The sequence below is a fragment of the Saccharothrix deserti genome, assembly GCF_009769385.1.
In the GTDB taxonomy this organism is placed as follows: Bacteria; Actinomycetota; Actinomycetes; order Mycobacteriales; family Pseudonocardiaceae; genus Actinosynnema; species Actinosynnema deserti.
Window position 1 is genome coordinate 268098 of sequence record NZ_VKAB01000017.1, and the last position, 23107, is coordinate 291204.

The window sequence follows — 23107 nt, forward strand, 5'->3', positions numbered from 1 at the left end:
TGAGTCGGACGAGGATGCCGACCCCGGTCTCCCGGACGCTAAATTGCCTGACATGACGAGTGAGCACGAGGTGCCCGCCGACGTGCTGGAGCGGTTCAGCCTCTACGCGAGGGAGACGAGCGCGCTCACCGTCCTGTTCCACAGCCGGGTGGCCGAGCGGATGGGCCTGTCGCCCACCGACGAGAAGTGCCTCGACCTCGCCATGCGCGCGGACGGCCCGATCACGGCAGGTCGGATCGCCGAGCTGTCCGGCCTGTCCACCGGCGCGGTGACCGGCGTGATCGACCGGCTGGAGCGCGCCGGGTACGTGCGGCGGGTGCGCGACCCGCACGACCGGCGGAAGGTGCTGGTCGAGGTCACCATCGACGACGGGGACAAGCTCGCGCACCTGTTCGTCGGCGCCCAGGAGACGTTGCGCGAGGTGCTGTCGCGCTTCACGCCCGAGGAGCGTGACGTGCTGGAACGCTACAACCGGGCCCTGATCGAAACGTTCCGCCGGCGCGTCGTCGACGCCTGAGCCGGCAGCATGTCCGCCATGGCCGCTCAGTGGAACTACCTGATGGACATGGACGGCGTGCTCGTGCACGAGGAGCACCCGATCCCCGGGTCGAGCGAGTTCGTCGCCGAGCTGACCGCGAACGCCATCCCGTTCATGGTGCTCACGAACAACTCCATCTACACGCAGCGCGACCTGCGGGCCAGGCTGGTCCGCACGGGCCTGGACGTGCCGGAGGCCGCGATCTGGACCTCCGCGCTGGCCACCGCGAGGTTCCTGGACTCCCAGCGGCCCGGCGGTTCGGCGTTCGTGATCGGCGAGGCGGGCCTGACCACGGCGCTGCACGAGATCGGGTACGTGCTGACCGACCGCGACCCGGACTACGTGGTGCTCGGCGAGACCCGCACCTACAGCTTCACCGCGATCACCAAGGCGATCCGGCTGGTGGAGGAGGGCGCGAGGTTCATCGCGACCAACCCGGACGCCACCGGCCCGTCCCGCGAGGGTTCGCTGCCCGCCACCGGCTCGATCGCCGCGCTGATCGAACGCGCCACCGGCCGTGCGCCGTACTACGTGGGAAAGCCGAACCCGTTGATGATGCGGTCGGCGCTGCGCGCGCTGGGGGCGCACTCGGAGAACACGCTGATGATCGGCGACCGGATGGACACCGACGTGCGGTCGGGCCTGGAGGCCGGGTTGCGCACGATCCTGGTGCTCACCGGCATCTCGGCGGAGTCGACGGCCGAGCTGTACCCGTACCGGCCGACGCGGGTCGTCAAGTCGATCGCGGACCTCGTCGGCAACTCGGCCAACCCGTTCCCGGACGAGGTCTGACCACCCGCCTCCCCCCGCCGGGGGAGTCGCGTGGGCCGGCCGGCCCAAGGGCACCGCGAAGCGCTGATCGACTTTTGCGCACCACACCCCCGCGTCGCTTATCGTCGCGGGTGTGGAACGACCGCTCTTCGTGGTTGGCGACGTGCACGGGCACCTCGCCGAGCTGACCCGCGCCCTGCACGCCTCGGGCCTGGTCGACGCCGACGGTGACTGGTGCGGCGGTGACGCGGAGCTGTGGTTCCTCGGCGACTTCGTCGACCGCGGCCCGGACGGCATCGGCGTGATCGAGTTCGTCATGCGCCTGGCCGAGCAGAGCGGCGGCCGGGTCGACGCCCTCGTCGGCAACCACGAGGTCCTGCTGCTGGGCATGCACCGGTTCGGAGACCGGAACGTTCCGGGTGCGCCGACCCCGCGCAGCTTCGCCCGCAGCTGGCTGCTCAACGGCGGCAGACGCAGCGACCAGGACCGCCTCACCGACGCCCACATCGAGTGGCTGACCACCCGCCCCGTCCTCACCGAGGTCGACGGCCACCTGCTGATGCACTCCGACACCCTCGCCTACCTGGAGTGGGGCGCCACGATCGACGAGGTCAACGACGCCGTCCGGGACGTGCTCAAGGGCGACGACCTGGAGCACTGGTGGGAGTGCTGGCGCAAGATGACCACCCGCTACGCCTTCCGCGGCCCGGACGGCGCGGAGGTGGCGGCCGAACTGCTCGACGTGCTCGGCGGCCACGAGGTGGTGCACGGCCACAGCGTCATCGCCGACCAGCTCGGCGTGCCGCCGGAGGAGATCGACGGCCCGCTGAGGTACGCCGAGGGCAAGGTGCTGGCCGTCGACGCGGGCCTCTACAGCGGCGGCCCGTGCCTGGTAGTCCGACTGGCGAAGCAATCGGAGTAGGCGCAGCATGACCTCACCGTGAAAGTGAGGAGGCACACCGTGCTGACAGCGACCAGAACGACGACGATCCTGCCCGTGTCCAACCCGGAGCGGGCCAGCCGTTTCTACACCGAGCAACTCGGCCTCACCCCGCTCGGCCGCGAGGCGGACGGCACCCTCACGTTCCAACTCGGCCAGGGTGACGCGCTCGGCCTGATGCCCGCCGAGGCGGGCGCGCAGACCGAGCACACCGTGCTCAGCTTCGAGGTCGACGACGTGGCGGCCGAGATCCGCGAACTCGAGCGGCGCGGCGTCCGGTTCGACGACTACGACCTCCCCGAGCTGAAGACGGAGAACCACATCGCCGTGATGGGCTCGGAGAAGGCCGCCTGGTTCCACGACAGCGAGGGCAACATCCTCTGCCTGCACGAGGGCGGCTCCGTCCGCTGACCGTCACCGCCCGACGCTCAGGGCAGCGCGACGATCTCCTTGCCCAACGGCATCAGCGACACCGGCACCAGCTTGAAGTTCGCGATGCCGAGTGGGATGCCGATGATCGTCACGCACAGCAGGACACCGGTGACGACGTGGCCGATGGCGAGCCAGACACCCGCGACCACGATCCACACGATGTTGCCGAGCAGGGAAGGCGCGCCCGCGCCGGGCCGGTCCACGACCGTGCGCCCGAACGGCCACAGCGCGTAGTTCGCGATCCGGAACGCCGCCAGCCCCCACGGGATGGTGACGATCAGCACGCAGCACACGATGCCCGCGACCACGTACCCGACGGCCAGCCAGAAGCCGCTCAGGACCAGCCAGATCAGGTTCAGCAGGATCCTCACCGGTTCATCTTGCCCGATCGGCTCGGCGATTAGGCTGCCGTCCCGTGTCGAACAAACTCCGCTGGGGTGTCGTGGCGACCGGCTGGATCGCCGACGTCGTCACCGGTGACCTCCGCCTGCTGCCCGACGTCGAAGTGCTCGCGGTGTCGTCCCGCGCGCTGCCCAAGGCCGAGGCGTTCGCGGCCAAGCACGAGATCCCGCGCGCCTACGGCGACTACACCGACCTGCTCGCGGACCCCGACGTGGACGTCGTCTACGTGGCCACGCCGCACGCCCAGCACCACGCGGTGACGCGTGCGGCGTTGGAGGCGGGCAAGCACGTGCTGTGCGAGAAGCCCGCCACGCTCACCCTGCCGGACCTGCAGGACGTGGTGGACTTGGCGCGCGAGCGCGGCCTGTTCTTCATGGAGGCCATCTGGACCCGCTTCAACCCGCTCATCGTGCGGCTGGGCGAGCTGATCGCGGCCGGTGAGATCGGTGACGTCCGGTCGATCCACGCGGACTTCGGCTTCACCCTCGACCACGACCCGGCGCACCGGCTGTGGAGCAAGGCCCTGGGCGGCGGCGCCCTGTTCGACCTGGGCATCTACCCGGTGTCGTTCGCCCACCTGCTGCTCGGCGAGCCGGCGACGGTCGCCGCGCACGGCTCGATGGTCGAGGGCGTGGACGCCGAGATCGGCATGCTGCTCGGCTACTCGGACGGCGCGCACGCGCTGCTCGGGGCGTCGCTGGTCAGCCCCCTGAGGTCGGGGGCGGTCGTGTACGGCACGCGTGGCCTGGTCGAGCTGCCGGAAGCCCTCTTCAACCCGAGCCGGATCGTCGTGAACGGGGTGGAGCACCGGCACGAGCAGGAGGGCGCGGGCTACGTGCCGCAGCTGCGCGAGGTGGTGAACCGGGTGCGGGCGGGTGAGACGGAGAGCCCGTCCATGCGGCACGCCGAGTCGCTGGCGATCCTGCGCACCATGACCAGGGCCGCCGAGCAGGTGGGCCTGACCTACGACGACGTGACGCCCGGCTAGCGGTCACCGGCGCCCAGCAACGCCTCCGCCACGTGCACGACCGCCTCGACCCGGCGGCTGTCCGGCGTCAGCAGGTGGCTCAACGCCACCCGCACGATCGTGTCCGCGATCAGGTGCACGCGCGCGTCGGGCAGCTCGGGCCGGTGCCGGCGGAGGTGCTGGACGATCACCGAGGTGGCGAGCGTCAGCACCGGTCGTCCCCTGGTGGTGAGCAGCGGGAGCATGTCCTCGGCGTTCGCGCCGGTCAGGACGGACCTGGCCAGCACGTCCCGCTCGGCCAGGTCGAACGCGAACTCGACGCCCAGCCGCAGCCCCTCCACCGGGTCGGGCGTGCCGAGCAGCCGCTCGCGGACGCCGGCCACGAACTCGGCCGTCTTGTGCAGCGCCACGGCCTGCACGAGCCGTTCCTTGTTGCCGAACTCGTTGTAGACGGTCTGCCTGCTCACACCCGCCTTGGCGGCGACCTCCGCCATGCGCAGGCCGCGGGAACCGTGTGCCGCCAGCAACTCCGCGGCCGCGTCGAGCAGGGACCGGGTGAGTTCCGTCACGGCGCAAAGCTTGGCACAGCGCATAAAGTGCGATTCGTGCCGCTGACCGTCGGATTCGACCTGGACATGACCCTGATCGACCCCCGGCCGGGCATGGCGGCGGTGATGGACGCGGTGGCGGCCGAGAGCGGCTACCCGCTGGACGGGGCGCACTTCGCGGCCAACCTGGGCCCGCCGCTGGACATGATCTACCGCGATTTCGGCGTGGCCGAGGCGGACATCCCGGACCTGATCACCCGGTTCCGCGCGCTGTACCCGGAGGTCGTCATCCCGGCCACGGTCGCCCTGCCGGGCGCGGCGCAAGCGCTTGCGGTGGTGCGTGAGCTGGGCGGGACCACGATCGTGGTCACCGGCAAGTACCGGGCCAACGCGGCGCTGCACCTGGCCGCGCTGGACTGGGAGGTCGACCACCTGTTCGGCGAGCTGTGGTCGACCGGCAAGGCCGAGGCGTTGAAGGCGCACGGCGCGGCCGTGTACGTGGGCGACCACGTGGGTGACGTGCGGGGCGCGAAGGCCGCCGGTGCGGTGTCCGTCGGCGTGGTCAGCGGGCCGTGCAGCGCGGACGAGCTGGCCGACGAGGGCGCGGACGTGGTGCTGCCGGACCTGACCGCGTTCCCGGACTGGCTGCGGGCGAACGCGGACCGGCTCAGCGCCGGGGCCGGGAGCTCTTCACGGCGCTGAGCACGCCCAGCGCGAGCCCCGCGGGCGCGAGCAGCCAGCCCATCGCGAACACCCAGGCGGGAAGGCCGCGTTCGCCCGCGATGAACAACGCGACGATGGCCACCACGCCGAGCGCGAACAACGCCACTGCCAGTGGCATCAGTTTCGAGTTCGACATGAGGGGGAGCCTAGTCGCGCGATCGGAGGTGCCCCGGTGGCGGTGTTCTGGCTAGTCTGGAGGGACGCGCCCTGGGCACGCCCCGGGCGCGTTCGTCGTGTGATTGCTTAAGGATTGGTGAGCGCGGTGCCGACCGGCAAGGTCAAGTGGTACGACTCGGAGAAGGGCTTCGGCTTCGTCACACAGGACGGTGGCGAAGACGTATACGTGCGGAAATCCGCGCTGCCTCCGGGTGTCGAGGGCCTGAAAGCCGGTCAGCGGATCGAGTTCGGCATGGCCGAGGGCAGGCGCGGCCCGCAGGCGCTGTCGGTGCGGCTGATCGACCCGGCGCCCTCGGTGGCGGAGGCCCGCCGCCGGCCGGCGGAGGAGCTGCACGGCCTGATCGAGGACATGATCAAGCTGCTGGAGAACAAGGTGCAGCCCGAGCTGCGCCGGGGCCGGTACCCGGACCGGAAGAACACCAAGCTGATCGCCGAGGTGGTCCGGGCCGTCGCCAGGGAGCTCGACCCGTAGGTCAGCTCGTGACGTCGACCGCCCACACCCGGCGGGCGACGAAGTCGAACGCGCTGGTGCCGCTGGACTCGATGCGCCTGCTGAGCTGGTGGACCTCGATCCACAGCAAGCGGTCGTCCGGGTTCGGCAGCACCAGCGTGTAGGCGTACTTCGGGTCCCGCACGGTGAACACCTCGCCACGCCCGGGTTCCTGCTCCACGCCGTTGGCGTCGACGTACCGGAACTTCACGCCCCAGGCCGACTCGGCCACCTCGCCCGGCACGGAGATCTGGACCGGCTTGCCCGGCGGCACTCGCAACGTGCCTTCCGCCTGCGGGTCCTTGCGGCAGTTCTCCACGTCCAGGTCGCAGTCGTCCACCGGCGTGAGGTTGATCGTCCTGCCGTTGGCGTAGAAGGTCACCTCGGGAGGTGCCGGAGCGGCGCAGGCCGTCGTCAGGACCAGCAGCGAGAGGGCGAGCAGGATTCGGCGCACGGCGGTCGAGCCTACGTGCCCGGCCGGGGCACGACGGGAGCGGTGCGCAGTGGGCGGTCGCCGCCCAGGCCGGGGATGAGCGTCGCGCCGCGCCGGGTCTGGACCGTCTGCGCCAGCCCCACCGCGAGCAGCACCGACAGCACGGTGAACCCGATCCAGTACTCGGTCGGCAGCAGCACGCCGAGCGCGCCGCCGAACACCCAGCCGAGCTGCAGGATCGTCTCCGACCGGCCGAACGCCGAGGCCCGCGACTCGTCCGGCACGTCGTCCTGGATGACCGCGTCCAGCGACACCTTGGCCAGCGAGCTCGCGGTCGCGCCGACCAGCCCGACCACCGCCGCCGTCACCAGCCCCGGCAGCACGGCCGCCAGGACCACCGACGTCAGCGCCGCGATCAGGCACCCGATAACCACCTGATCGGGTGACCCGAAGTGCAGTCGCGCGCCCACCGCGTTGCCGAGGAAGCTGCCGACACCGGCCGCCGCCGCGATCACGCCGAGCAGCAGCACCTGCATCAACGCGTCGCCCTCGGTCTGGGCGCGCACCACGAACGCGGCGAACAGCATCAGGAACCCGGTCAGCATCCGGATCGAGCCGTTGCCCCACAGCGCTACCACGACCGTGCGCCCCAACGGCTGCCGCTTCGGCTTCGGCTTCGCCCGCAGCGACGCGGGCACCTCGCCCTCGGTGACCTCCACCCACGACGGGATGCGCAGGCAGTAGTAGGCGTTGGCCAGGCACAGCACGGCGGTGAACCACAGCGCGCCCGGCGAGCCGAACAGGTTCGCGAACCCGGCCGCGACCGCGCCGAACACACCGCCCGCGGCCAGGCCGAACACCGTCATCCGGGCGTTGGTCTTGGACAGCGTGATGTCACGCGGCAGGACGCGCGGTGTGATCGCGGCCTTGAGCACGGTGAACGACTTGGACAGCACCATGCTGCCCAGCGCCGCCGGGTACAGGCCCCAGTTGTCGAAGTTCAGCGCCATCGCGATGGACAGGAAGATCCGCAGCACGCAGGCCGCCGCCAACGCCACCCGCCTGCCGTGCTGGATGCGGTCCAGCGCCGGCCCGATGACCGGCGCGACCAGCGCGAACGGCGCCACCGTGATCAGCAGGTAGAGCGCGACCTTGCCGCGGCTCTCGCCCGAAGCGGCGGAGAAGAACAGGGTGTTGGCCAGCGCGACCGCCATCGCCGCGTCGGCCGCGTAGTTGAGCATCACCGCGTAGGTCAGCGACGACAGGCCGGACTGCTTGGCGCCGTCGGCGTGCGCGGCCTTGCGGAACGCGGCCAGTGCCTGGCTGCTGAGCTGCTTGGTCCGGAACCAGACGACCCGGGTGACGGTGAGCTTCTTCGGCAGCGTCGGCACGGTCGGCTTGTCGTCGTCCGGCCGTGGCGTGAAGCGCGCGGACTCGCGGTCGTCACGCGGCCGGTTTCGGGGGTTTCGAGGTGGTGGCGGGGGCGCCTGCTGACCGCGCGGCGGTGTCGGCGGTGGTCCCGGTGTCGGGTACGGCCGGGTGCGCGGCTTGTACTCGTCGTCCTCCCACGGGTACCGCCGCGACTGATCTTCCGGCCGAGGGGGCGTCACACCCCAATCCTGCCTCACCGGGTGCGGGCTGTCGCACACATTGGGGCCGGTGAGCACCGCGGATCAGCTCCCGGGGAACCTGACCCGGAACATCGTCGGCCAGTTCTTGCCGGTGATCAGGAACTCGTCGGTGCCCGGCACGGCGGCGATGCCGTTGAGCACGTCGCTCTTCGGCACGTCGGCCGGCCGGACCCCGCTCAGGTCGACGGTGTCGGTGACCTTGCCGTTGGCGGGGTCGATGCGCACCACCTTGTCGGTCTGCCAGACGTTCGCCCACACCTGGCCGCCGACGCACTCCAGTTCGTTCAGGCGGGTGACCGGCTGCCCGCCGCGGCGCACGGCCACCGTGCCGGTCTCGGCGAACGACTCCGGGTCGCGGAACGTCAGCCGGTCCGACCCGTCGCTCATCACCAGCCGGTCGCCGTCATGGCACAGCCCCCAGCCTTCACCCTCATAGGTGACGCGCCTCACTTCTTCGAGCGTGGTCCGGTCCCGCTCCATGGCCACGCCGTTCCGCCAGGTGATCTGCCAGATCCGGTCGCCGACCACCGTGATGCCCTCGCCGAACAGCGAGTCCGGCAGGTCGACGCGTCGCTCCACCTCGCCCGTCCGCGGGTTCACTCGGCGCAGCGACGACTGCCCCTCCAGGCCCGTGCCCTCGTACAGCACGCCGTCCACCAGCTCCAACCCCTGGGTGAACGCCTCGGGGTCGTGGGGCACCGTGCCGAGCACTTCGACCCGCGTCGGTCCGGCCGGCGACGCCGCCGCCGGCGGGTCGGGCGGGGTCGCGCAAGCCGCCGACAGGACGAAGAGCACTGCTATCAGGAGCCACCGCATGTCCGAAAGGGTGGCACGTGTGCGCGGCGCCGCGAAGCTGTGCGGCACAATCCACCTGTAAGGGTGGCACGTGTGCGCGGCGCCGCGAAGCCGTGCGGCACAATCCACCTGTGACCGCCACGCCGACCCAGCAGCCCGATCCAGCCCTCGCCGACCCCGCCGCGATCCGGCTCGCCCGGACGGCCGCGCAGGAGGAGGCGGGCGAGGACCGCGTGGGCGACCACGTGGGCACGGTCGCCGAGGACGAGGCGTCGGTCACCCACCTGTTCGAGGCCGAGCACGCGGGCTACCGCGGCTGGAACTGGGCCGTCACCGTCGCCTTCGCGGGCGAGGGCACGCCGCTGTCGGTGAGCGAGGTCGTGCTCCTGCCCGGCGACCACGCGCTGGTCGCGCCGGACTGGGTGCCGTGGCACGAGCGGGTCCGCGCGGGCGACCTCGGTGTCGGCGACCTGCTGCCCACGCCCGAGGACGACCCGCGCCTGGCGCCCGGGTACGTGGGCTCGGACGACCCGGCGGTCGAAGAGGTCGCCATGGAGATCGGCCTGGGCCGGGTGCGGGTGCTGTCCCGCGAGGGCGTCCTCGACGCCGCCCAGCGCTGGCACGGCGGCGACTTCGGGCCACGCAGCGAGATGGCCCGCAGCGCGCCCGCCACCTGCGGGACGTGCGGGTTCTACGTCCGGGTCGCCGGTTCGCTGGGCGCCGCCTTCGGGGTGTGCGCGAACGAGCTGACGCCGGCGGACGGCCACGTCGTGCACGTGGAGTACGGGTGCGGCGCGCACTCCGAGGTCGAGGTCGAGGGCGGGCCGCTGGTGCCGGTCGCCGAGGTCGTCTACGACGACGCGGTGCTGGACGTGGAGGCGAACCCGTCGGGTGAGACGTCGGCTGACGAGAGCGGGAAGTGAGCGCGGACCCGGTGGACCCGTTCGGCACCGAGGCGCTGCGTGAGTCGGTGCTGGCCGCGTGGCGCGGCTCGCCGACGCGGTTCCGCGAGGACGCCAACGCCGAAGAGGACCTGAGGCTCGGCGGGTACCGCGACCGGCTGCTGGTGGAGCTGGCGCAGAACGCGTCCGACGCGGCCGGCGCCACGCCCGGCGTGCTGCGGCTGTCCGTTGTGGACGGTGAGCTGCGGGCGGCGAACACCGGCGCGCCGCTGGACGCGGCCGGTGTGGCGGCGCTGGCGTCGTTGCGGGCGTCGTCGAAGGCCGCGGACACGGTCGGGCAGTTCGGCGTGGGTTTCGCGGCCGTGCTGGCGGTGACCGACGAGCCGCGGGTGGTGTCCCGGTCCGGCTCGGTGGCGTTCTCCGCCGCCCGCACGCGTGAGGCGGTGCCGTCGCTGGCGTCCGCCCGCGGCGGTGACGTGCCGGTGTTGCGGCTGGTGTGGCCCTCCGATGAGGCGGATCTGCCGGACGGGTTCGACACCGAGGTGCGGCTGCCGTTGAAGGCCGTCGGCGGAGCCGACAACCGGACAGATGCCGCGGCGTCCTTGCTTCCGGAGTTCGCGGCGGAGGTGCCGGACCTGCTGCTGGCGCTGCCCGGCCTGCGGCGGATCGAGGTCGGGTCGGACGCGTGGGAGCGGTCCGAGTCCGACGGGGTCGTGGTGCTGACCGGGCCGTCCGGCGCGCAGCGGTGGCTGGTGCACCGGGTCGGCGGCGAGCTGCCTGCGTCGCTGGTCGCGGGCGTGGAGTCCCGCCCGCAGTGGTCGGTGTGCTGGGCGTGGCCGATGGACGAGCCGCTGTCCGGTGACGTCCTGCACGCGCCGACGCCGACGGACGAGAAGCTGTCGCTGCCCGCGCGGCTGATCGCGACCCTGCCGGTCGAGCCGTCCCGGCGACGGGTGCTGGCCGGTGCGGCGGCGTCGTTCGTGCTGGAGCAGGCCACCCTGGCGTACCCGGAGCTGGTCGCCTCGCTGCCCGCGATCGAGCGGACCTCGCTGGTGCCGCTGCCAGGGTTCCCCTTGTCCGAAGTGGACGACCGGCTGCGGACGGGCATCCTCAAGGCGCTGCGGACGGCACCCTGGCTGCCGCTGGCGGACGGCGAGTGGGCCGCGCCGTCGACCGCGAAGGTGCTGGACCTCGCGTCGTTCGAGCTGGTCGAGCTGCTGGAGGACGTGATCCCCGGCCTGCTCGACTACGAGCTGACGCTCCCGCCGCACGCGAAGGCGCTCGCGGCGCTGGAAGTGCCCAGGCTGGGTGTGTCCGAAGTGGTCGCCGCGCTGGCCGGTGTCGGCGGCGACCCGTCGTGGTGGCACCAGGTGTACGCCGCCCTGTCGCCGATCGCGGACGTCGACTCGACGGCGCGCGAGGAGATGGGCAGCCTGCCCGTGCCGCTGGTGGACGGGCGGCTGGTGAGCAGCCCGCGCGGTGTGCTGGTGGGCACGGACTCGGAGCTGTTCTCGGTGTCCGGTCTGCGGATCGCGCACCCCGAGGCGGCCCACCCGCTGCTGCTGCGCCTCGGCGCGACCGAGGCCGGTCCGGCGGAGCTGCTGGACTCCGACGCGGTGCGCGAGGCCGTGCACCGCAGCCTGGACGACCCCGCGCTGGACGGGCCGGAGCTGGTGCGGACCGTGCTGCGGCTGGTGTCGCGGGCCGGTGGCCGGCCGTGGCTGGCGGAGCTGGCGTTGCCGTCGGCGGACGGCGAGTGGCGGCGCGCGGACGAACTCGTGCTGCCCGACTCGGCGCTGCTGTCGGTGCTGGAGGCGGACGCGCCGTTCGGGGTGCTGGACGCGTCGGTGGCCGAGGAGTGGCCGCGGCAGGTGCTCACCGACGTCGGCGTGATCGACGGGTTCACCGTGGTCGAGGACGACTCGCCCACCGAGCCCGACCACGACCTGGCCGACGAGGGCTACTGGTGGGACGCGTTCGACGTGCCGCCGACGCGGGTGCTCGGCATCCGCGACCTGGACCTGGTGGCGCGGGACAAGTGGCCCGAGGCGCTGGCGATGATGGCCGCCGACCCCGTGGTGTGGCGGGCGGTGGCCGAGCCGGACGGCTACACGGCCTGGTGGCTGGCCCGGTACGCGACGATCGAGGGCGTGCCGCTCGGGTCGTGGCGGCTGCCCGACGCGGACGCTCTGGACGGCCTGTACGACGTGGTGCCGTCGGTGGACCTGCCGCCGCACGTGCTGGCCGCCGCGGGTGTGCGCACGTCGTTGAGCGTGGTGGACGAGGACGACGTCACCGACCTGCTGGCCCGCCTGGGCGACCCGGCGCGCAAGCTGTCCGACGCCCTGGTGCTGCGCGTGCACGCGCTGTTGGCCGAGGTGGCGGACTCGGTGAGCGTCGAACCACCGGACCGCGTGCGGGTGCTGACCGGTGCGGCCGAGTCGGCGGACGACGTGCTGGTGCTGGACCTGCCCTGGCTGCTCGGCGTGCTGCCGCCGTCCCAGGTGCTGGCCGCGTCGGGTTCGGCGTCCGACCTGGCCGAACTCCTGGCCCTGCCGCTCGCCTCCGAGGAGGTGTCCGGCTCGGTGGTCGGCGAGGGCGACGAGGTGGTCTGGTCGGAGCTGGGCGCGGTGCGGCTGGCGTGCGACCTGCTCGGTGTCGAATTGCCGGACGGTTCGCTGACCGTGCACGACGACCTGGTCGTGGCCGCCGAGGGCGCCGAGCACTCGGTGTCGTGGTGGGTGGAGGACTCGGTCGTGCACGCCGCCGACACCCCCGAAGGGCTGGCGCGCGCTCTGGCGTGGACGACGGGACGCTGGGGCGACCGGCACACGTTCGCCGCCCTGATCGCCGACCCGACACCGTCGGTCCTGCTCGGCTGACCTACGGATGACCGGCTGGATCACAGCCCCGGACCCGCGCCGCCAAGATCACCCGAACGCGCGAACCGGCCGGATCCGGGGATGAATGGAAACCCCGGATTTGTTGCCGGAAAAATGAAGGCGCGGCGCCCCGGCCCCCACCTTCAGCCGAGGGACCACCAGCCGAGGGCGGCCCGCGGTACCGCTCAGTCCAGCCCGCATCGGGCGGTGCGGCTGCCGGGGTGGTCCGCGGTACCGCTCAGTCCAGCCCGCGTTGGGCGGTGCGGCTGCCTCGGCGCGCGGCGGAGCGTTGCCACTTGAAGATGCCGTAGCCGATGATCCCCAGCAGGCCGCCGGACAGGCACGTCCACACCAGGATCGTGTCGTCCCCGAACACCAGCACGCCCGCCAACGCCACGAGCCACAGGGCCGTCCCCACCACGATCGCGGGCACGGGATCGGCCAGCCTCGGCGGTAGCGGCGGCGGGGCTGGGAGGGGTGTCGCGTCCTGTTCGGCCACGTCGGGCAGGCTACCTGCCCGAAACACAGGTGGGGCACGCTCTGCCTGCCCCGCCACACCGATCAAGGAGATGAGATGGCCACCGCCGACACACCAGCCACTCAGAAGCCCGGCCCGCCGCGCTCCAAGTTGGACGGCTTCTTCAAGATCTCCGAACGCGGCTCCTCGGTCGGGCGGGAGGTGCGCGGTGGGCTGGTCACGTTCGTGACCATGGCCTACATCGTCGTGCTGAACCCCCTGATCCTGGGCAGCTTCGCGGCCGACGACCCGAACGCGAAGGTCGACGTGCTCGGCAACATCCTCACCATCCCGCAGGTGGCGGCGGTGACGGCGCTGGTCGCGGGCGTCATGACGATCCTGTTCGGACTCGTCGCCAACTACCCGTTCGCGCTGGCCACCGGCCTCGGCATCAACTCGTTCGTGGCGGTCACGATCGTGCCGCAGATGTCGTGGCCCGAGGCGATGGGCCTCGTCGTGGTCAACGGGCTGGTGGTGCTGCTGCTCGTCGTCACGGGTGTCCGCACGGCGGTGTTCAACGCGGTGCCGGCGGAGCTGAAGGCGGCCATCGCGGTCGGCATCGGCCTGTTCATCTGCTTCATCGGGCTGGTCGACGCCGGGTTCGTGCGGCGGCTGCCGGACGCGGCGGGCACGACCGTGCCGGTCGGACTCGGCATCAACGGGTCGATCGCGTCGTGGCCGACGCTCGTGTTCGTGGTCGGGCTGGTCGTCACCGGCATCCTGGTCGCCCGCAGGGTCAAGGGCGCGATCCTGATCGGCGTGCTGTCGGCGACGGTGCTGTCCATCGTGATCGAGGCGATCGTCAAGGCGGGCCCGTCCCGCGGCGTCAACCCCGCCGGGTGGAACCTCGGCTACCCCGCGCTGCCGGAGCAGGTGTTCGGGCTGCCCGACCTCTCCCTGCTGGGTGACGTCTCGTTCGGCGCGTGGACCAGGGTGCCCGCGCTGACGGCCGCGCTGCTGGTGTTCACGCTGGTGCTCACGGACTTCTTCGACACCGTCGGCACGATGACCGGCCTGGGCAAGGAAGCCGGGCTCATCGGCAAGGACGGCCAGCTGCCCGGCGTGTCGAAGGCGCTGTTCGTCGACGGTCTCGGCGCGGTCGCGGGCGGTGCGGCGTCCTCGTCGTCCAACACCGTCTACATCGAATCGGCGTCCGGCATCGCGGAGGGCGCGCGGACCGGGTTGGCGAACATCGTCACCGGTCTGCTGTTCCTCGCCGCCATGTTCCTCACCCCGCTGTACGCGGTCGTGCCGGTCGAGGCGGCGGCGCCCGCGCTGGTCATCGTCGGCGCCCTGATGATCGTCCAGATCAAGGAGATCGACTTCACCGACTTCTCCATCGGCCTGCCCGCGTTCCTCACCATCGTGGTCATGCCGTTCACCTACTCGATCGCGAACGGCATCGGCGCGGGCTTCGTCAGCTACGTGGTGCTGCGCGCGCTCACCGGGCGGGCGCGCAGCGTGCACCCGCTCATGTGGATCGTGGCGGCGGCGTTCGTCGTCTACTTCGCGATCGGCCCCATCCAGGCTGCTCTGGCCGGGTGATGGGCAAGTTCACATGATGGGCGCAGAGATCGTGAGGTATGCTAACTACGTGGTGGAGACCGAGGCGGAAGCGGGATTGGCGAGCCGGTTGCGGCTGGCCGTGGTCCGGTTGACCCGTCGGCTCCGCGCGCAGCGGGTGAACTCCGCGATCTCGCTCACCCAGGTGTCCGCGCTGTCCACGTTGCACAAGTGCGGACCCCTGACGCCGGGCGAGCTGGCCGCCAAGGAAGGCGTCCAGCCACCGTCGATGACCAGGGTGATCGCCGCCCTGGAGGAGTTCGGGTTCGCCACGCGCCGCCCCCACCCCACCGACGGCCGGCAGGCCATCGTGGAGCTGAGCGAGGCGGGGCTGAACTACATCAACGAAGAGGTGTCCGCCCGGGAAGCCTGGCTGGACAAGCGGTTGGCCGAGCTGACACCGGAGGAACGGGGCGTGCTGTCGCGCGCCGCCGAGATAATCGACAGGATGGCGGGGCAGTAACGACGTGCCGGCGTACGCGGGTGGGGCAGAGACCGATCAACGCGATCGCAACACAGCCGCACCCCCGCCGCGCCGGCGCATGTTCGGTTCGCTGCGCGTGCGCAACTACCGCCTCTACGCCTCCGGCCAGGTCGTTTCCCTCGTCGGGCTGTGGATGCAGCGCGTCGCCCAGGACTGGCTGGTCCTGGAGCTGTCCGACGGTTCGCCGATCGCCCTCGGCATCGCCGCCGCGCTGCAGTTCGCGCCGACGTTGTTCCTGTCGTTGTGGGCCGGCGTGCTCGCGGACCGGATGGACAAGCGCAAGCTGCTCCTCGTGCTGGAGACCGGGCTCGGGCTCTGCGCGCTGACCCTCGGCCTGCTCGACGTCACCGGCGTGGTCCAGCTCTGGCACGTCTACCTGCTGTGCCTGCTGCTCGGCGCGGTGTCCGCGGTGGAGACGCCGGTGCGGCAGAGCTTCGTGGTCGAGATGGTCGGCCGCGACCAGCTCACCAACGCGGTCGCGTTGAACGCGATGACGTTCAACCTGGCCCGGATGGTCGGCCCGGCCGTCGCGGGCGTGCTGATCATCGTGGTCGGCACCGGCTGGGTGTTCCTGCTCAACGCGATCAGCTTCCTCGGCGTGATCGCCGGGCTGCTGCTCATGCGGGCCGCCGAACTGCACCGCGGCGACCCCGTGCCGCGCTCGAAGGGCCAGCTGCGGGAGGGCCTGCGGTACGTGCGCAAGCGCGCTGACCTGGTGATCCTGCTGTTCCTGGTGTTCTTCATCAGCACGTTCGGGCTGAACTTCTACGTCACGCTGGCCGTGCTGGCGCGCAACACGTTCGGCGGCGACGCCTCCGCGTACGGGCTGCTGTCCACGTTGCTCGCGGTCGGCACGCTGGCAGGCGCGACGTTGGCGGCCCGGCGCAGCGCCCGCGGGAAGCCGCGGTTGAGGCTGCTGATCCTGGGTGCGCTGGCGTTCGGCGCGTTGGAGGTCGTGGTCGGTCTGATGCCCACGATGTGGCTGTCCGGGCTGGCGCTGATCCCCACCGGCATCGCGATGATGACGTTCACGACGACGGCCAACGCGACCGTGCAGCTGGCCGTGTCGCCCGCCATGCGCGGCCGGGTGATGGGCCTGTACATGCTGGTCTTCCTGGGCGGCAACCCGGTGGGCGGGCCGGTGATGGGCTGGCTCGCCGAGCACTTCACCGCACGGTCGCCGCTGGTCGTGGGCGGTGTGGTGTCGATCCTGGCGGCCGTGGTCGGCGGGATCGTGCTGGCCCGGCGGGGCGGCCTCGCGCTGCCGGTGCACCGCCTGGCTCTGCGCCGCCGCTCCCGCGTCTGACAATGGCCTGGTGGTCATCGCAACGGACTGGGTCCGGCTGCTCGTCGTCTGTCTGGTCTTCACCGCCGTCGCGGCCGCGGTCGTCTGGTGGGCCGGGCTGGCGTCGCCGAAACCGGTGGTCCGGGCCGCCTTGCGGGCGACGGCACAGCTGGCCGCCGTGTCGGCCGTCATCACGGTGGTGCTGGCGTCGTTGCCGCTGACGTCGGCGTTCCTGGTGCTGATGGCGGGCGTGGCCACGGGCACGTCCGCCGCGCGCACCAAGACCGGCAGGCGTGGGATCTGGGTGGCCGCCGCGATCCTCGCCGGGACAGTGCCGGCGATCGCGGGCCTGGTGGCGAGCGGTCTGGTGCCGTTGCGGGGCATCGCGCTGGTGCCGGTCGGCGGCATCCTCATCGGCGGCGCGATGACCGCCACCACGTTGTCCGTCCGGCGTGCGCTCGACACGTTGCGGGACCGGCACGGCGAGTACGAGGCCGCGCTGGCGCTCGGGTTCACCGAACCGGTCGCCGTGCGCGAGCTGGTGCGCCGCCCGGCCGCCGAAGCCCTGATCCCCGCACTCGACCAGACCCGGACGGTCGGCCTGGTCACGCTGCCCGGCGCGTTCGTCGGGATGCTCCTCGGCGGTGCGCCGGTGTGGCAGGCGGGCGCGTTGCAGCTCGTCGTGCTGCTGGGGCTGCTGGCGGTCGAGGCGGTGGCGATCGCGGTGGTGGTCGAACTGGTCGCTCGCGGCCTCGTGCGACGGACTGGTGCGACGGGCGAAGTTAGGCTAACCTAAGTCTCGTCGCTTCGTGGTGGGAGCGGCAGTCAGTTCGGGAACAGACGAGGCCCCGCCTCCCGGTCGTACCGCCGGGTCGCGGGGCCTCGTCGTATCGGCGGTGGTGCTTGTCGGAGCACCCGCCGAGTCTCGCGCAGGCCGTTCTGCCTGTAGTTGCCGAGTCAGTTGCCGAGTTGCTGTAGTTGCAATCTACGTGCGACAGCCGCGCGATGGGTGACCCCGGAAACTGAGGTGCTCACGGCAGGCGTTCCTGTCACGATCGGAGCGTGTTGACAGCCAGGAACGTCACGCTGTCGTTCGGTCCCCGGATCGTGCTCTCGGAGGTGGATCTCGATGTTCCCGCAGGTGAACGCGTAGGCCTGGTCGCGCCGAACGGCGTCGGCAAATCGACCCTGCTGCGCGTGCTGGCGGGTGAGCTGGCACCGGACTCGGGCACCGTCACCGCTCGCGGGGCGGTCGCGCACCTGACCCAGGAGACCGAGATCCGGCCCGGTGAGTCGCTGCGGGACCACCTGGCCCGCCGCACCGGCGTGGCAGCGGCGGTGCGGGAGTTCGAAGCCGCCACGGAGGCGTTGACGGAGGGCGCGCCGGGAGCCGAGGACTCCTACGCGCGGGCGTTCGACGCGTGGACCGCGTCCGGCGCCGCCGACTTCGCCGAACGCGCCGACGAGGTGTGCGAACGCCTCGGCCTGCCCGCGACGCTGCTCGACGAACGCGGTTCGGAGGAGCTGTCCGGTGGGCAGGCCGCGCGGTTACGGCTGGCGGCCGTGCTGCTGACCACGGCCGACGTGCTGTTGTTGGACGAGCCGACGAACGACCTCGACCTGGCCGGCCTGGAACTGCTGGAATCGCACGTCCTGCGCAGCCGGGCGGGCATGGTCCTGGTCAGCCACGACCGCGAGTTCCTCGCCCGCACCACTACCGCGATCGCCGAGTTGGACGAGTTCAGCCACGGCGTCACCGTGTTCGGTGGCGGGTGGGACGCGTACGTGCAGGAGCAGGCTCACGCCCAACGGCGGGCGCGGGAGGAGTACGAGGCGTACGCGGCCAAGCGCGATGCGTTGACGCAGCGGGCCCGGCAGACCCGCGAGTGGTCCAAGGCGGGCGTGCGGCGCAACGCCAAGTCCGACGAGAGCGACAAGTTCATCAAGTTCTTCCGCAAGCAGGGCGCCGAGAACCTGGGCGCTCGGGCGTCCGCCGTGGACCGTGCGTTGGAGCGGCTGGAGGAGGTCGAGGAGCCGCGCGAGCCGTGGGAGCTGCGGTTGACGTTGCCGAGCGCGGGGCGGGGGAGCCAGGTCGCGTTCACCCTCCGTGGCGCCTCGGTCAGTCGCGGTGACGTGACGCTCGGGCCGATCGACCTCACCATCGGCGCGGGCGAGCGGTGGCGCATCACCGGGCCCAACGGTTCCGGCAAGTCGACGCTGCTCGGGGCGTTGCTGGGGCGGCTGCCGCTGGACTCCGGCGACCGCAGCCAGGGACCGGCGGTGGTGGTGGGCGAGGTCGACCAGGTGCGTGCGGACTTCGCGACTTCGCGGCCCGTGCTGGACGTCGTCACCGCCTCGACCGGGCTGTCGGACGTGGAAGCCCGAACCCTTCTGGCGAAGTTCCGGGTGGGTGCGGACGCCGTGCTGCGGCCGGCGCGTTCGCTGTCGCCGGGGGAGCGGACCAGGGCTGGACTGGCGGTGCTGCAGGCCAGGGGGACCACGTGCCTGGTGCTGGACGAGCCGACCAACCACCTCGACGTGGCGGCGATCGAACAACTCGAACAGGCGTTGGAGAGCTACGAGGGCACGCTCCTGCTGGTGACCCACGACCGGCGGCTCGCCTCGGCTGTGGGGGTTGACCGCACCTTGGACGTCCGGACCCTGGCAAGATAGGCGCATGGGCACCGAGGAGGACTGGCCGATCGAGCAGACGTGGTCACTGCGCAACACGCATTGGCACGCCTATGTGGAGCACACGTCACTCGACCACGCCTCCCCGCGCCAGGAGCGCCTGGAGCGCACGCCGGAAGAGGTTTTGACCACGCCGACCGAGGTCGCCGCGTGGCTGGAGGTCAACCTGCGCAGCGCGACGAAGCCCGAGGAGGCGGGGAAGAAGCGCACGAAGGACGAGCGCGACTTCTCTGACTCGAATCGGGTGCACACGTCCCTGGCGTCGGCGGGCGAGAGCATCTACACGGGCGTGAAGGGCATGCTGACCCTCGCGGTGGAGGCGGTAACCCCCGACGAGTGCCGCAGCTCCCACGACGGCGCCGACGTAGCCCCCCTGAAAGCCGGCCGCCGCCGCTGACCTGCGGGTAAGGTTGGTCGGAGCACGCTCAAAGATCACCCGAACGCGCGAACCAGGGCGGTTTCGGGATCGATGGAAACGCCAAATTCGTTGCCGGAAATATGGAGGCGCGGCGCCCCGGCCCCCGGTAACCCCAAGGCCCCACCGCGCCAGGATCCACCCCCAGGATCCGACAGGACACAGGACGACACACCGCCCTGGGACGCACCGCCTGGGACTCGCGGCCCCAGGCCGGACCAGTGCCGGGATCGTGCAGGGTGGCTGTCGGGTGGGGCGCGTGTGGTCACGTTCGCGTACGGAGTGTCGGGAGCGGTGGGGCAGGGTGCCCGCCGCGCCCCGACAACGCGGCGGGCAGGTCCAGGGTGGGCTGCAGGCGTTCGGGGCGGCGGGTTACAGGCCCACGGGCCAGGTGTGCACGGGCTCGCCCGCGTGCGACAGCTCGACGTAGCGCCCGAGCATGGCGTTCAGCGCGGCGTCCCGGTCGGCGCCCCGCTCCTCCAGCAGCGCCACCGTCTCGCGCTGCCACAGCGACCCCGTGCGCCGCGCCAGGCACCGCGCCTCGATCACCCCGAGGTAGCGTTCGCGGGCCTCGTCGGACACGCCGCACGCGCGCAGGCCGTCGTGCGCTAGCGGCAGCAGGCGGCGGAGGACGAGTTCGTCCGGTGGGGCCCAGCCGACGCCCGGCCAGTACAGCTGCGCACCCATGCCGTGCCGCGAACCGGCGTACAGGTTCTCCTCCGCCGCGTGGAACGACATCTGGGTCCACAAAGGACGTTCCAGCGTGGTCAAAGCGCGCTGCGCGCCGTAGAAGAACGCCGCGTTGGCCATCGTGTCGAGCACCGTCGGCCCGGACGGCAGCACGCGGTTCTCCACGCGCAGGTGCGGCACGCCGTCGACCACGTCGTACACCGGCCGGTTCCACCGCCACACGGTCCCGTTGTGCAACCGCAGCTCGGTCAACGACGGCGTCCCACCCGACCCCAGCACGTCCAACGGGTCCTCGTCACCGGTCTCCGGCAGCAACGCCGGGAAGTACCGCACGTTCTCCTCGAACAAGTCGAAGATCGACGTGATCCACCGCTCACCGAACCACACCCGAGGCCGCACGCCCTGGTTCTTCAGCTCCTGCGTGCGCGTGTCCGTGGCCTGCAGGAACAGCGGTATCCGGGTCTCGTGCCACAACGCCCGCCCGAGCAGGAACGGCGAGTTCGCCGCGATCGCCACCTGCACCCCGGCCAACGCCTGCGCCACGTTCCAGTGCGCCGCGAAATCGTCCGGCGCGACCTGCAGGTGCAGCTGCACGGACGTGCAGGCCGCCTCCGGCATGATGGACTCGGCATAGCTGGACAGCTTCTCGCCCGCCCGCCCCGGCAGCGGCGCGCCCTCCATCGACAGCACGACCTCCTCGCCGCGCGCGGCCAGGATCTGGTCGTTCAACGTCGTGTACCGCGGCTGGTTCGACAGCCACCGCCGGTCGAGGTGCTCGTGCCGCAACGTCGGCAGCACCCCGATCATCACGATCGACGTCCCGGCGTCGTGCGCCTTGTCGTCGGCCGACGCCAGCGTGGAGACCAGTTCCCTCTCCAGGTCCAGCGTCTCGTTCCCGGCCAGCTCGCGCGGCGGGACGTTGACCTCCAGGTTGTGCTGACCCAGTTCCAGCGTGAACGACGGGTCGTCGATCTTCTCGAGCACCTCGGAGTTGGCCATCGCGGGCCGGCACGCCCGGTCGACCAGGTTCAGCTCGATCTCCAGCCCCATCTGCTGCCGGGGGAAGGAAAAGCTCTCCTCCGCCAGCATGGTCCCCAGCGCGTCCATGCACCGCTGCATGCGCTCGCGGTAGCGCCGGCGGTCCTCCCTGGTGAACGTCCGACTGGACACATCCGTACCCATGCCGCCTCCCAAGTCGGTAGGGCTGCTCCGGCGGGCTTAGCGGAGGCCAACCGTGACACAGCAACCACCTGCCCGCCAACGCCCAAATCGGTGCTCTCTGTCACATGCTGGTAACAATAAGCAAGAACTTGCTGGTTGTGGGCCTGTGTTCGCGCGCCCCGATCTGCGAGGGGTGTTCACATGTTGGAAAGTGGGACACTGCTGCCGTGATCGAGATCGACGACCCGGCGGACCCCCGGCTGGACGACTTCCGGGACCTGTCGACGGCCGACCGCCGCCCGGACCGCCCCGGCGGCCGGGGCCTGGTGATCGCCGAGGGCGTGGTGGTCGTCGAACGCCTCCTCGAGTCGCCCTACCCGGTGCGCGCGCTGCTCGGCGTGCGCCGCCGCGTGGAAGCCCTCGGAGACCTCCCGGCGCCCGCGTACGTCACGTCCGCCGAGGTCATGGCCGAGGTGGTCGGCTTCCACCTCAACCGGGGCGTGCTCGCCGCCGCCGACCGCGCACCCCAGCCCGACCCGGCGGACCTCATCGCGTCGTCACGCCGCCTCGCCGTGCTGGAGGGCGTCGGCGACCACGAGAACCTGGGCTCGCTGTTCCGCAACGCCGCCGCGCTCGGCATCGACGGCGTGCTGCTCGGCCCGGGGTGCAGCGACCCGCTGTACCGGCGCAGCGTCCGCGTGTCGATGGGCCACGTGCTGCGCGTGCCGTTCGCCTCGATGCCGAACCTCCCCGAAGGCTTCGACCTGCTGCGGCGCAACGGTTTCACGGTCGCCGCACTCACCCCGCGCGCCGACTCGCTGAACCTGGCCGACGCCGGTCTGCGTGGCCGGAAGGTCGCCGTCCTGCTTGGATCCGAGGGACCTGGCCTCACCGACGAAGCCATCGCGGCGGCCGACGTCGCCGTCCGCATCCCCATGGCGGACGGGGTCGACTCGCTGAACGTCGCCACCGCCGCCGCGATCGCCTTCTACGCGATCGCCTGAACACGCTACGTTCACATCGAGCAGAGGAGGACGTAGGTGGAACTGCGGGTGCAGGACGGCAGGGCCGTGCTCGCCGGCCGCGACGACGCGGGCGAGCGGGAAGTCGACCCGCACACCCTCCCGCTCGGCGCCGGCCTCGCCGACGCGCTGCACGAGTGGGCGAAGGTGGCCGACGCGGTGCTGCGCACCGACGCGCCGTCGGACGGCGCGGCGATCGCCCTCGTGACCAGGCGCGGACACCAGTTGGCCGGCCGGTTGGCCGCCGACATGGGCACGCCCGTCGAGTACACCGACCCGGCGACCGGTGAACTGGTCGTCGTGGACGTCCCGAACGCGCCCACCGAGCCGGCCGACACCGCCGAGCCGGTCGACGAGCCGGAGGCCGAAGAGCGGGTGCCCCAGGAGGAAACCCCCTGGGGCACCGGCCTGACGGTCAGCCTGATCACCGCCGCCGTGGTGACGTTCACCGTGTTCACCCTGTCGGTGGGCCTGGGTGAGACCAGCCAGTGGCTCGCGCTGCTGGCGAACGTCCTGGTGGTCGGCGGCATCGCCCCCTCGGTGTGGCTGGCCCGCAACACGCCGGTGTGGCGGTGGGTCGCCTACGGCGTGGTCGCGGGCGTTCTCGTTGCCTGGCTCTCCCTCCTGCTGACCCTGCTTTAAGACGCG

The 23107-nt window shown here is 71.7% G+C and carries 25 protein-coding genes; 17 read left to right on the forward strand and 8 right to left on the reverse strand.

Annotated elements, in window-relative coordinates:
• Positions 1-52 precede the first annotated feature (52 nt).
• The 4 genes from FM051_RS27990 (at position 53) to FM051_RS28005 (ending at position 2660) form a co-directional block, all read left to right on the forward strand.
• Positions 53-517, forward strand: coding sequence for a MarR family winged helix-turn-helix transcriptional regulator (locus FM051_RS27990; protein ID WP_158848441.1), 465 nt, complete (start codon positions 53-55; stop codon positions 515-517).
• Positions 518-535: 18 nt separating this feature from the next.
• Positions 536-1330, forward strand: a complete 795-nt coding sequence (locus tag FM051_RS27995; protein WP_158848443.1) for an HAD-IIA family hydrolase — start codon at positions 536-538, stop codon at positions 1328-1330.
• Positions 1331-1442: 112 nt separating this feature from the next.
• Positions 1443-2231 carry a metallophosphoesterase gene (locus FM051_RS28000; RefSeq protein ID WP_158848445.1) on the forward strand — a complete coding sequence of 263 codons (789 nt, stop codon included), beginning with the start codon at positions 1443-1445 and terminating at the stop codon, positions 2229-2231.
• 39 nt (positions 2232-2270) lie between these two features.
• Positions 2271-2660, forward strand: coding sequence for a VOC family protein (locus tag FM051_RS28005; RefSeq protein WP_158848447.1), 390 nt, complete (start codon positions 2271-2273; stop codon positions 2658-2660).
• Positions 2661-2677: 17 nt separating this feature from the next.
• On the opposite strand, the gene FM051_RS28010 is transcribed toward FM051_RS28005, so the two are convergent.
• Positions 2678-3052 carry a YccF domain-containing protein gene (locus FM051_RS28010; RefSeq protein ID WP_158848449.1) on the reverse strand — a complete coding sequence of 125 codons (375 nt, stop codon included), beginning with the start codon at positions 3050-3052 and terminating at the stop codon, positions 2678-2680.
• A 44-nt stretch (positions 3053-3096) separates the two neighbouring features.
• On the opposite strand from FM051_RS28010, the gene FM051_RS28015 reads away from it, so the two are divergent.
• Positions 3097-4071: a Gfo/Idh/MocA family protein gene (locus tag FM051_RS28015; RefSeq protein ID WP_158848451.1), complete on the forward strand. Its 975-nt coding sequence runs from the start codon at positions 3097-3099 to the stop codon at positions 4069-4071.
• Here FM051_RS28015 and FM051_RS28020 read toward each other — a convergent pair.
• Positions 4068-4619: a TetR/AcrR family transcriptional regulator gene (locus tag FM051_RS28020; RefSeq protein WP_158848453.1), complete on the reverse strand. Its 552-nt coding sequence runs from the start codon at positions 4617-4619 to the stop codon at positions 4068-4070. The genes FM051_RS28015 and FM051_RS28020 overlap by 4 nt on opposite strands.
• 36 nt (positions 4620-4655) lie before the next feature.
• Between FM051_RS28020 and FM051_RS28025 the strand changes: the two genes are divergently transcribed.
• Positions 4656-5300 carry an HAD family hydrolase gene (locus FM051_RS28025; RefSeq protein WP_158848455.1) on the forward strand — a complete coding sequence of 215 codons (645 nt, stop codon included), beginning with the start codon at positions 4656-4658 and terminating at the stop codon, positions 5298-5300.
• Here the strand turns inward: FM051_RS28025 and FM051_RS28030 are convergent.
• Complete coding sequence (locus FM051_RS28030; RefSeq protein WP_158848457.1) at positions 5266-5457, reverse strand: hypothetical protein; 192 nt, start codon at positions 5455-5457, stop codon at positions 5266-5268. The genes FM051_RS28025 and FM051_RS28030 overlap by 35 nt on opposite strands.
• A gap of 126 nt (positions 5458-5583) precedes the next feature.
• Between FM051_RS28030 and FM051_RS28035 the strand changes: the two genes are divergently transcribed.
• Positions 5584-5970, forward strand: a complete 387-nt coding sequence (locus tag FM051_RS28035; RefSeq protein WP_158848580.1) for a cold-shock protein — start codon at positions 5584-5586, stop codon at positions 5968-5970.
• 1 nt (position 5971) lies between these two features.
• Here the strand turns inward: FM051_RS28035 and FM051_RS28040 are convergent, their stop codons facing one another.
• From FM051_RS28040 to FM051_RS28050, 3 genes are all read right to left on the reverse strand, one after another.
• Positions 5972-6442: a DUF2771 family protein gene (locus tag FM051_RS28040; RefSeq protein ID WP_158848459.1), complete on the reverse strand. Its 471-nt coding sequence runs from the start codon at positions 6440-6442 to the stop codon at positions 5972-5974.
• Positions 6443-6453: 11 nt separating this feature from the next.
• Positions 6454-8031, reverse strand: a complete 1578-nt coding sequence (locus FM051_RS28045; protein WP_158848460.1) for an MFS transporter — start codon at positions 8029-8031, stop codon at positions 6454-6456.
• Between the two features lie 63 nt (positions 8032-8094).
• Entirely contained in the window at positions 8095-8868 is a 774-nt protein-coding gene (locus tag FM051_RS28050; RefSeq protein WP_158848462.1) for a glutaminyl-peptide cyclotransferase, read from the reverse strand.
• Positions 8869-8978: 110 nt separating this feature from the next.
• On the opposite strand from FM051_RS28050, the gene FM051_RS28055 reads away from it, so the two are divergent.
• Together FM051_RS28055 and FM051_RS28060 are read left to right on the forward strand one after the other, a co-directional pair.
• On the forward strand, positions 8979-9770 hold the full coding sequence (locus FM051_RS28055) for a DUF3027 domain-containing protein (protein WP_238412690.1): 792 nt from the start codon (positions 8979-8981) through the stop codon (positions 9768-9770).
• Positions 9767-12631 (forward strand): sacsin N-terminal ATP-binding-like domain-containing protein, encoded by a 2865-nt coding sequence (locus FM051_RS28060; protein ID WP_202919052.1) that lies wholly within the window; start codon positions 9767-9769, stop codon positions 12629-12631. Before FM051_RS28055 ends, FM051_RS28060 begins: the two co-directional genes overlap by 4 nt.
• Before the next feature lie 238 nt (positions 12632-12869).
• Here the strand turns inward: FM051_RS28060 and FM051_RS28065 are convergent, their stop codons facing one another.
• Positions 12870-13130: a DUF2530 domain-containing protein gene (locus tag FM051_RS28065; RefSeq protein WP_158848467.1), complete on the reverse strand. Its 261-nt coding sequence runs from the start codon at positions 13128-13130 to the stop codon at positions 12870-12872.
• Between the two features lie 75 nt (positions 13131-13205).
• Between FM051_RS28065 and FM051_RS28070 the strand changes: the two genes are divergently transcribed.
• The 6 genes from FM051_RS28070 (at position 13206) to FM051_RS28095 (ending at position 19568) form a co-directional block, all read left to right on the forward strand.
• On the forward strand, positions 13206-14693 hold the full coding sequence (locus tag FM051_RS28070) for an NCS2 family permease (RefSeq protein ID WP_158848469.1): 1488 nt from the start codon (positions 13206-13208) through the stop codon (positions 14691-14693).
• 16 nt (positions 14694-14709) lie between these two features.
• On the forward strand, positions 14710-15174 hold the full coding sequence (locus FM051_RS28075; RefSeq protein WP_158848471.1) for a MarR family winged helix-turn-helix transcriptional regulator: 465 nt from the start codon (positions 14710-14712) through the stop codon (positions 15172-15174).
• A 4-nt stretch (positions 15175-15178) separates the two neighbouring features.
• Complete coding sequence (locus FM051_RS28080; RefSeq protein ID WP_158848473.1) at positions 15179-16501, forward strand: MFS transporter; 1323 nt, start codon at positions 15179-15181, stop codon at positions 16499-16501.
• 10 nt (positions 16502-16511) lie between these two features.
• The gene (locus FM051_RS28085) at positions 16512-17276 is read left to right on the forward strand and encodes an ABC transporter permease (RefSeq protein WP_202919053.1); all 765 of its coding nucleotides are present in this window, start codon (positions 16512-16514) and stop codon (positions 17274-17276) included.
• Between the two features lie 266 nt (positions 17277-17542).
• Positions 17543-19153: an ABC-F family ATP-binding cassette domain-containing protein gene (locus FM051_RS28090; RefSeq protein ID WP_158848475.1), complete on the forward strand. Its 1611-nt coding sequence runs from the start codon at positions 17543-17545 to the stop codon at positions 19151-19153.
• A 4-nt stretch (positions 19154-19157) separates the two neighbouring features.
• Positions 19158-19568 (forward strand): hypothetical protein, encoded by a 411-nt coding sequence (locus FM051_RS28095; protein ID WP_158848477.1) that lies wholly within the window; start codon positions 19158-19160, stop codon positions 19566-19568.
• A gap of 390 nt (positions 19569-19958) precedes the next feature.
• Here FM051_RS28095 and FM051_RS28100 read toward each other — a convergent pair whose 3' ends face one another.
• Entirely contained in the window at positions 19959-21458 is a 1500-nt protein-coding gene (locus tag FM051_RS28100) for a glutamate-cysteine ligase family protein (protein WP_158848479.1), read from the reverse strand.
• Positions 21459-21664: 206 nt separating this feature from the next.
• On the opposite strand from FM051_RS28100, the gene FM051_RS28105 reads away from it, so the two are divergent.
• Together FM051_RS28105 and FM051_RS28110 are read left to right on the forward strand one after the other, a co-directional pair.
• Positions 21665-22441: a TrmH family RNA methyltransferase gene (locus FM051_RS28105; protein ID WP_238412691.1), complete on the forward strand. Its 777-nt coding sequence runs from the start codon at positions 21665-21667 to the stop codon at positions 22439-22441.
• A gap of 36 nt (positions 22442-22477) precedes the next feature.
• Positions 22478-23101: a DUF2537 domain-containing protein gene (locus FM051_RS28110; RefSeq protein WP_158848483.1), complete on the forward strand. Its 624-nt coding sequence runs from the start codon at positions 22478-22480 to the stop codon at positions 23099-23101.
• Positions 23102-23107 lie beyond the last annotated feature (6 nt).

What these genes read in the sequence shown, in the direction of transcription:
- FM051_RS28050 (WP_158848462.1), bottom strand. Translation starts at nt 8,868, where the DNA reads ATGCGGTGGCTCCTGATAGCAGTGCTCTTCGTCCTGTCGGCGGCTTGC.
- FM051_RS27995 (WP_158848443.1), top strand. Translation starts at nt 536, where the DNA reads ATGGCCGCTCAGTGGAACTACCTGATGGACATGGACGGCGTGCTCGTG.
- FM051_RS27990 (WP_158848441.1), top strand. Translation starts at nt 53, where the DNA reads ATGACGAGTGAGCACGAGGTGCCCGCCGACGTGCTGGAGCGGTTCAGC.
- FM051_RS28070 (WP_158848469.1), top strand. Translation starts at nt 13,206, where the DNA reads ATGGCCACCGCCGACACACCAGCCACTCAGAAGCCCGGCCCGCCGCGC.
- FM051_RS28095 (WP_158848477.1), top strand. Translation starts at nt 19,158, where the DNA reads ATGGGCACCGAGGAGGACTGGCCGATCGAGCAGACGTGGTCACTGCGC.
- FM051_RS28100 (WP_158848479.1), bottom strand. Translation starts at nt 21,458, where the DNA reads ATGGGTACGGATGTGTCCAGTCGGACGTTCACCAGGGAGGACCGCCGG.
- FM051_RS28075 (WP_158848471.1), top strand. Translation starts at nt 14,710, where the DNA reads ATGGGCGCAGAGATCGTGAGGTATGCTAACTACGTGGTGGAGACCGAG.
- FM051_RS28030 (WP_158848457.1), bottom strand. Translation starts at nt 5,457, where the DNA reads ATGTCGAACTCGAAACTGATGCCACTGGCAGTGGCGTTGTTCGCGCTC.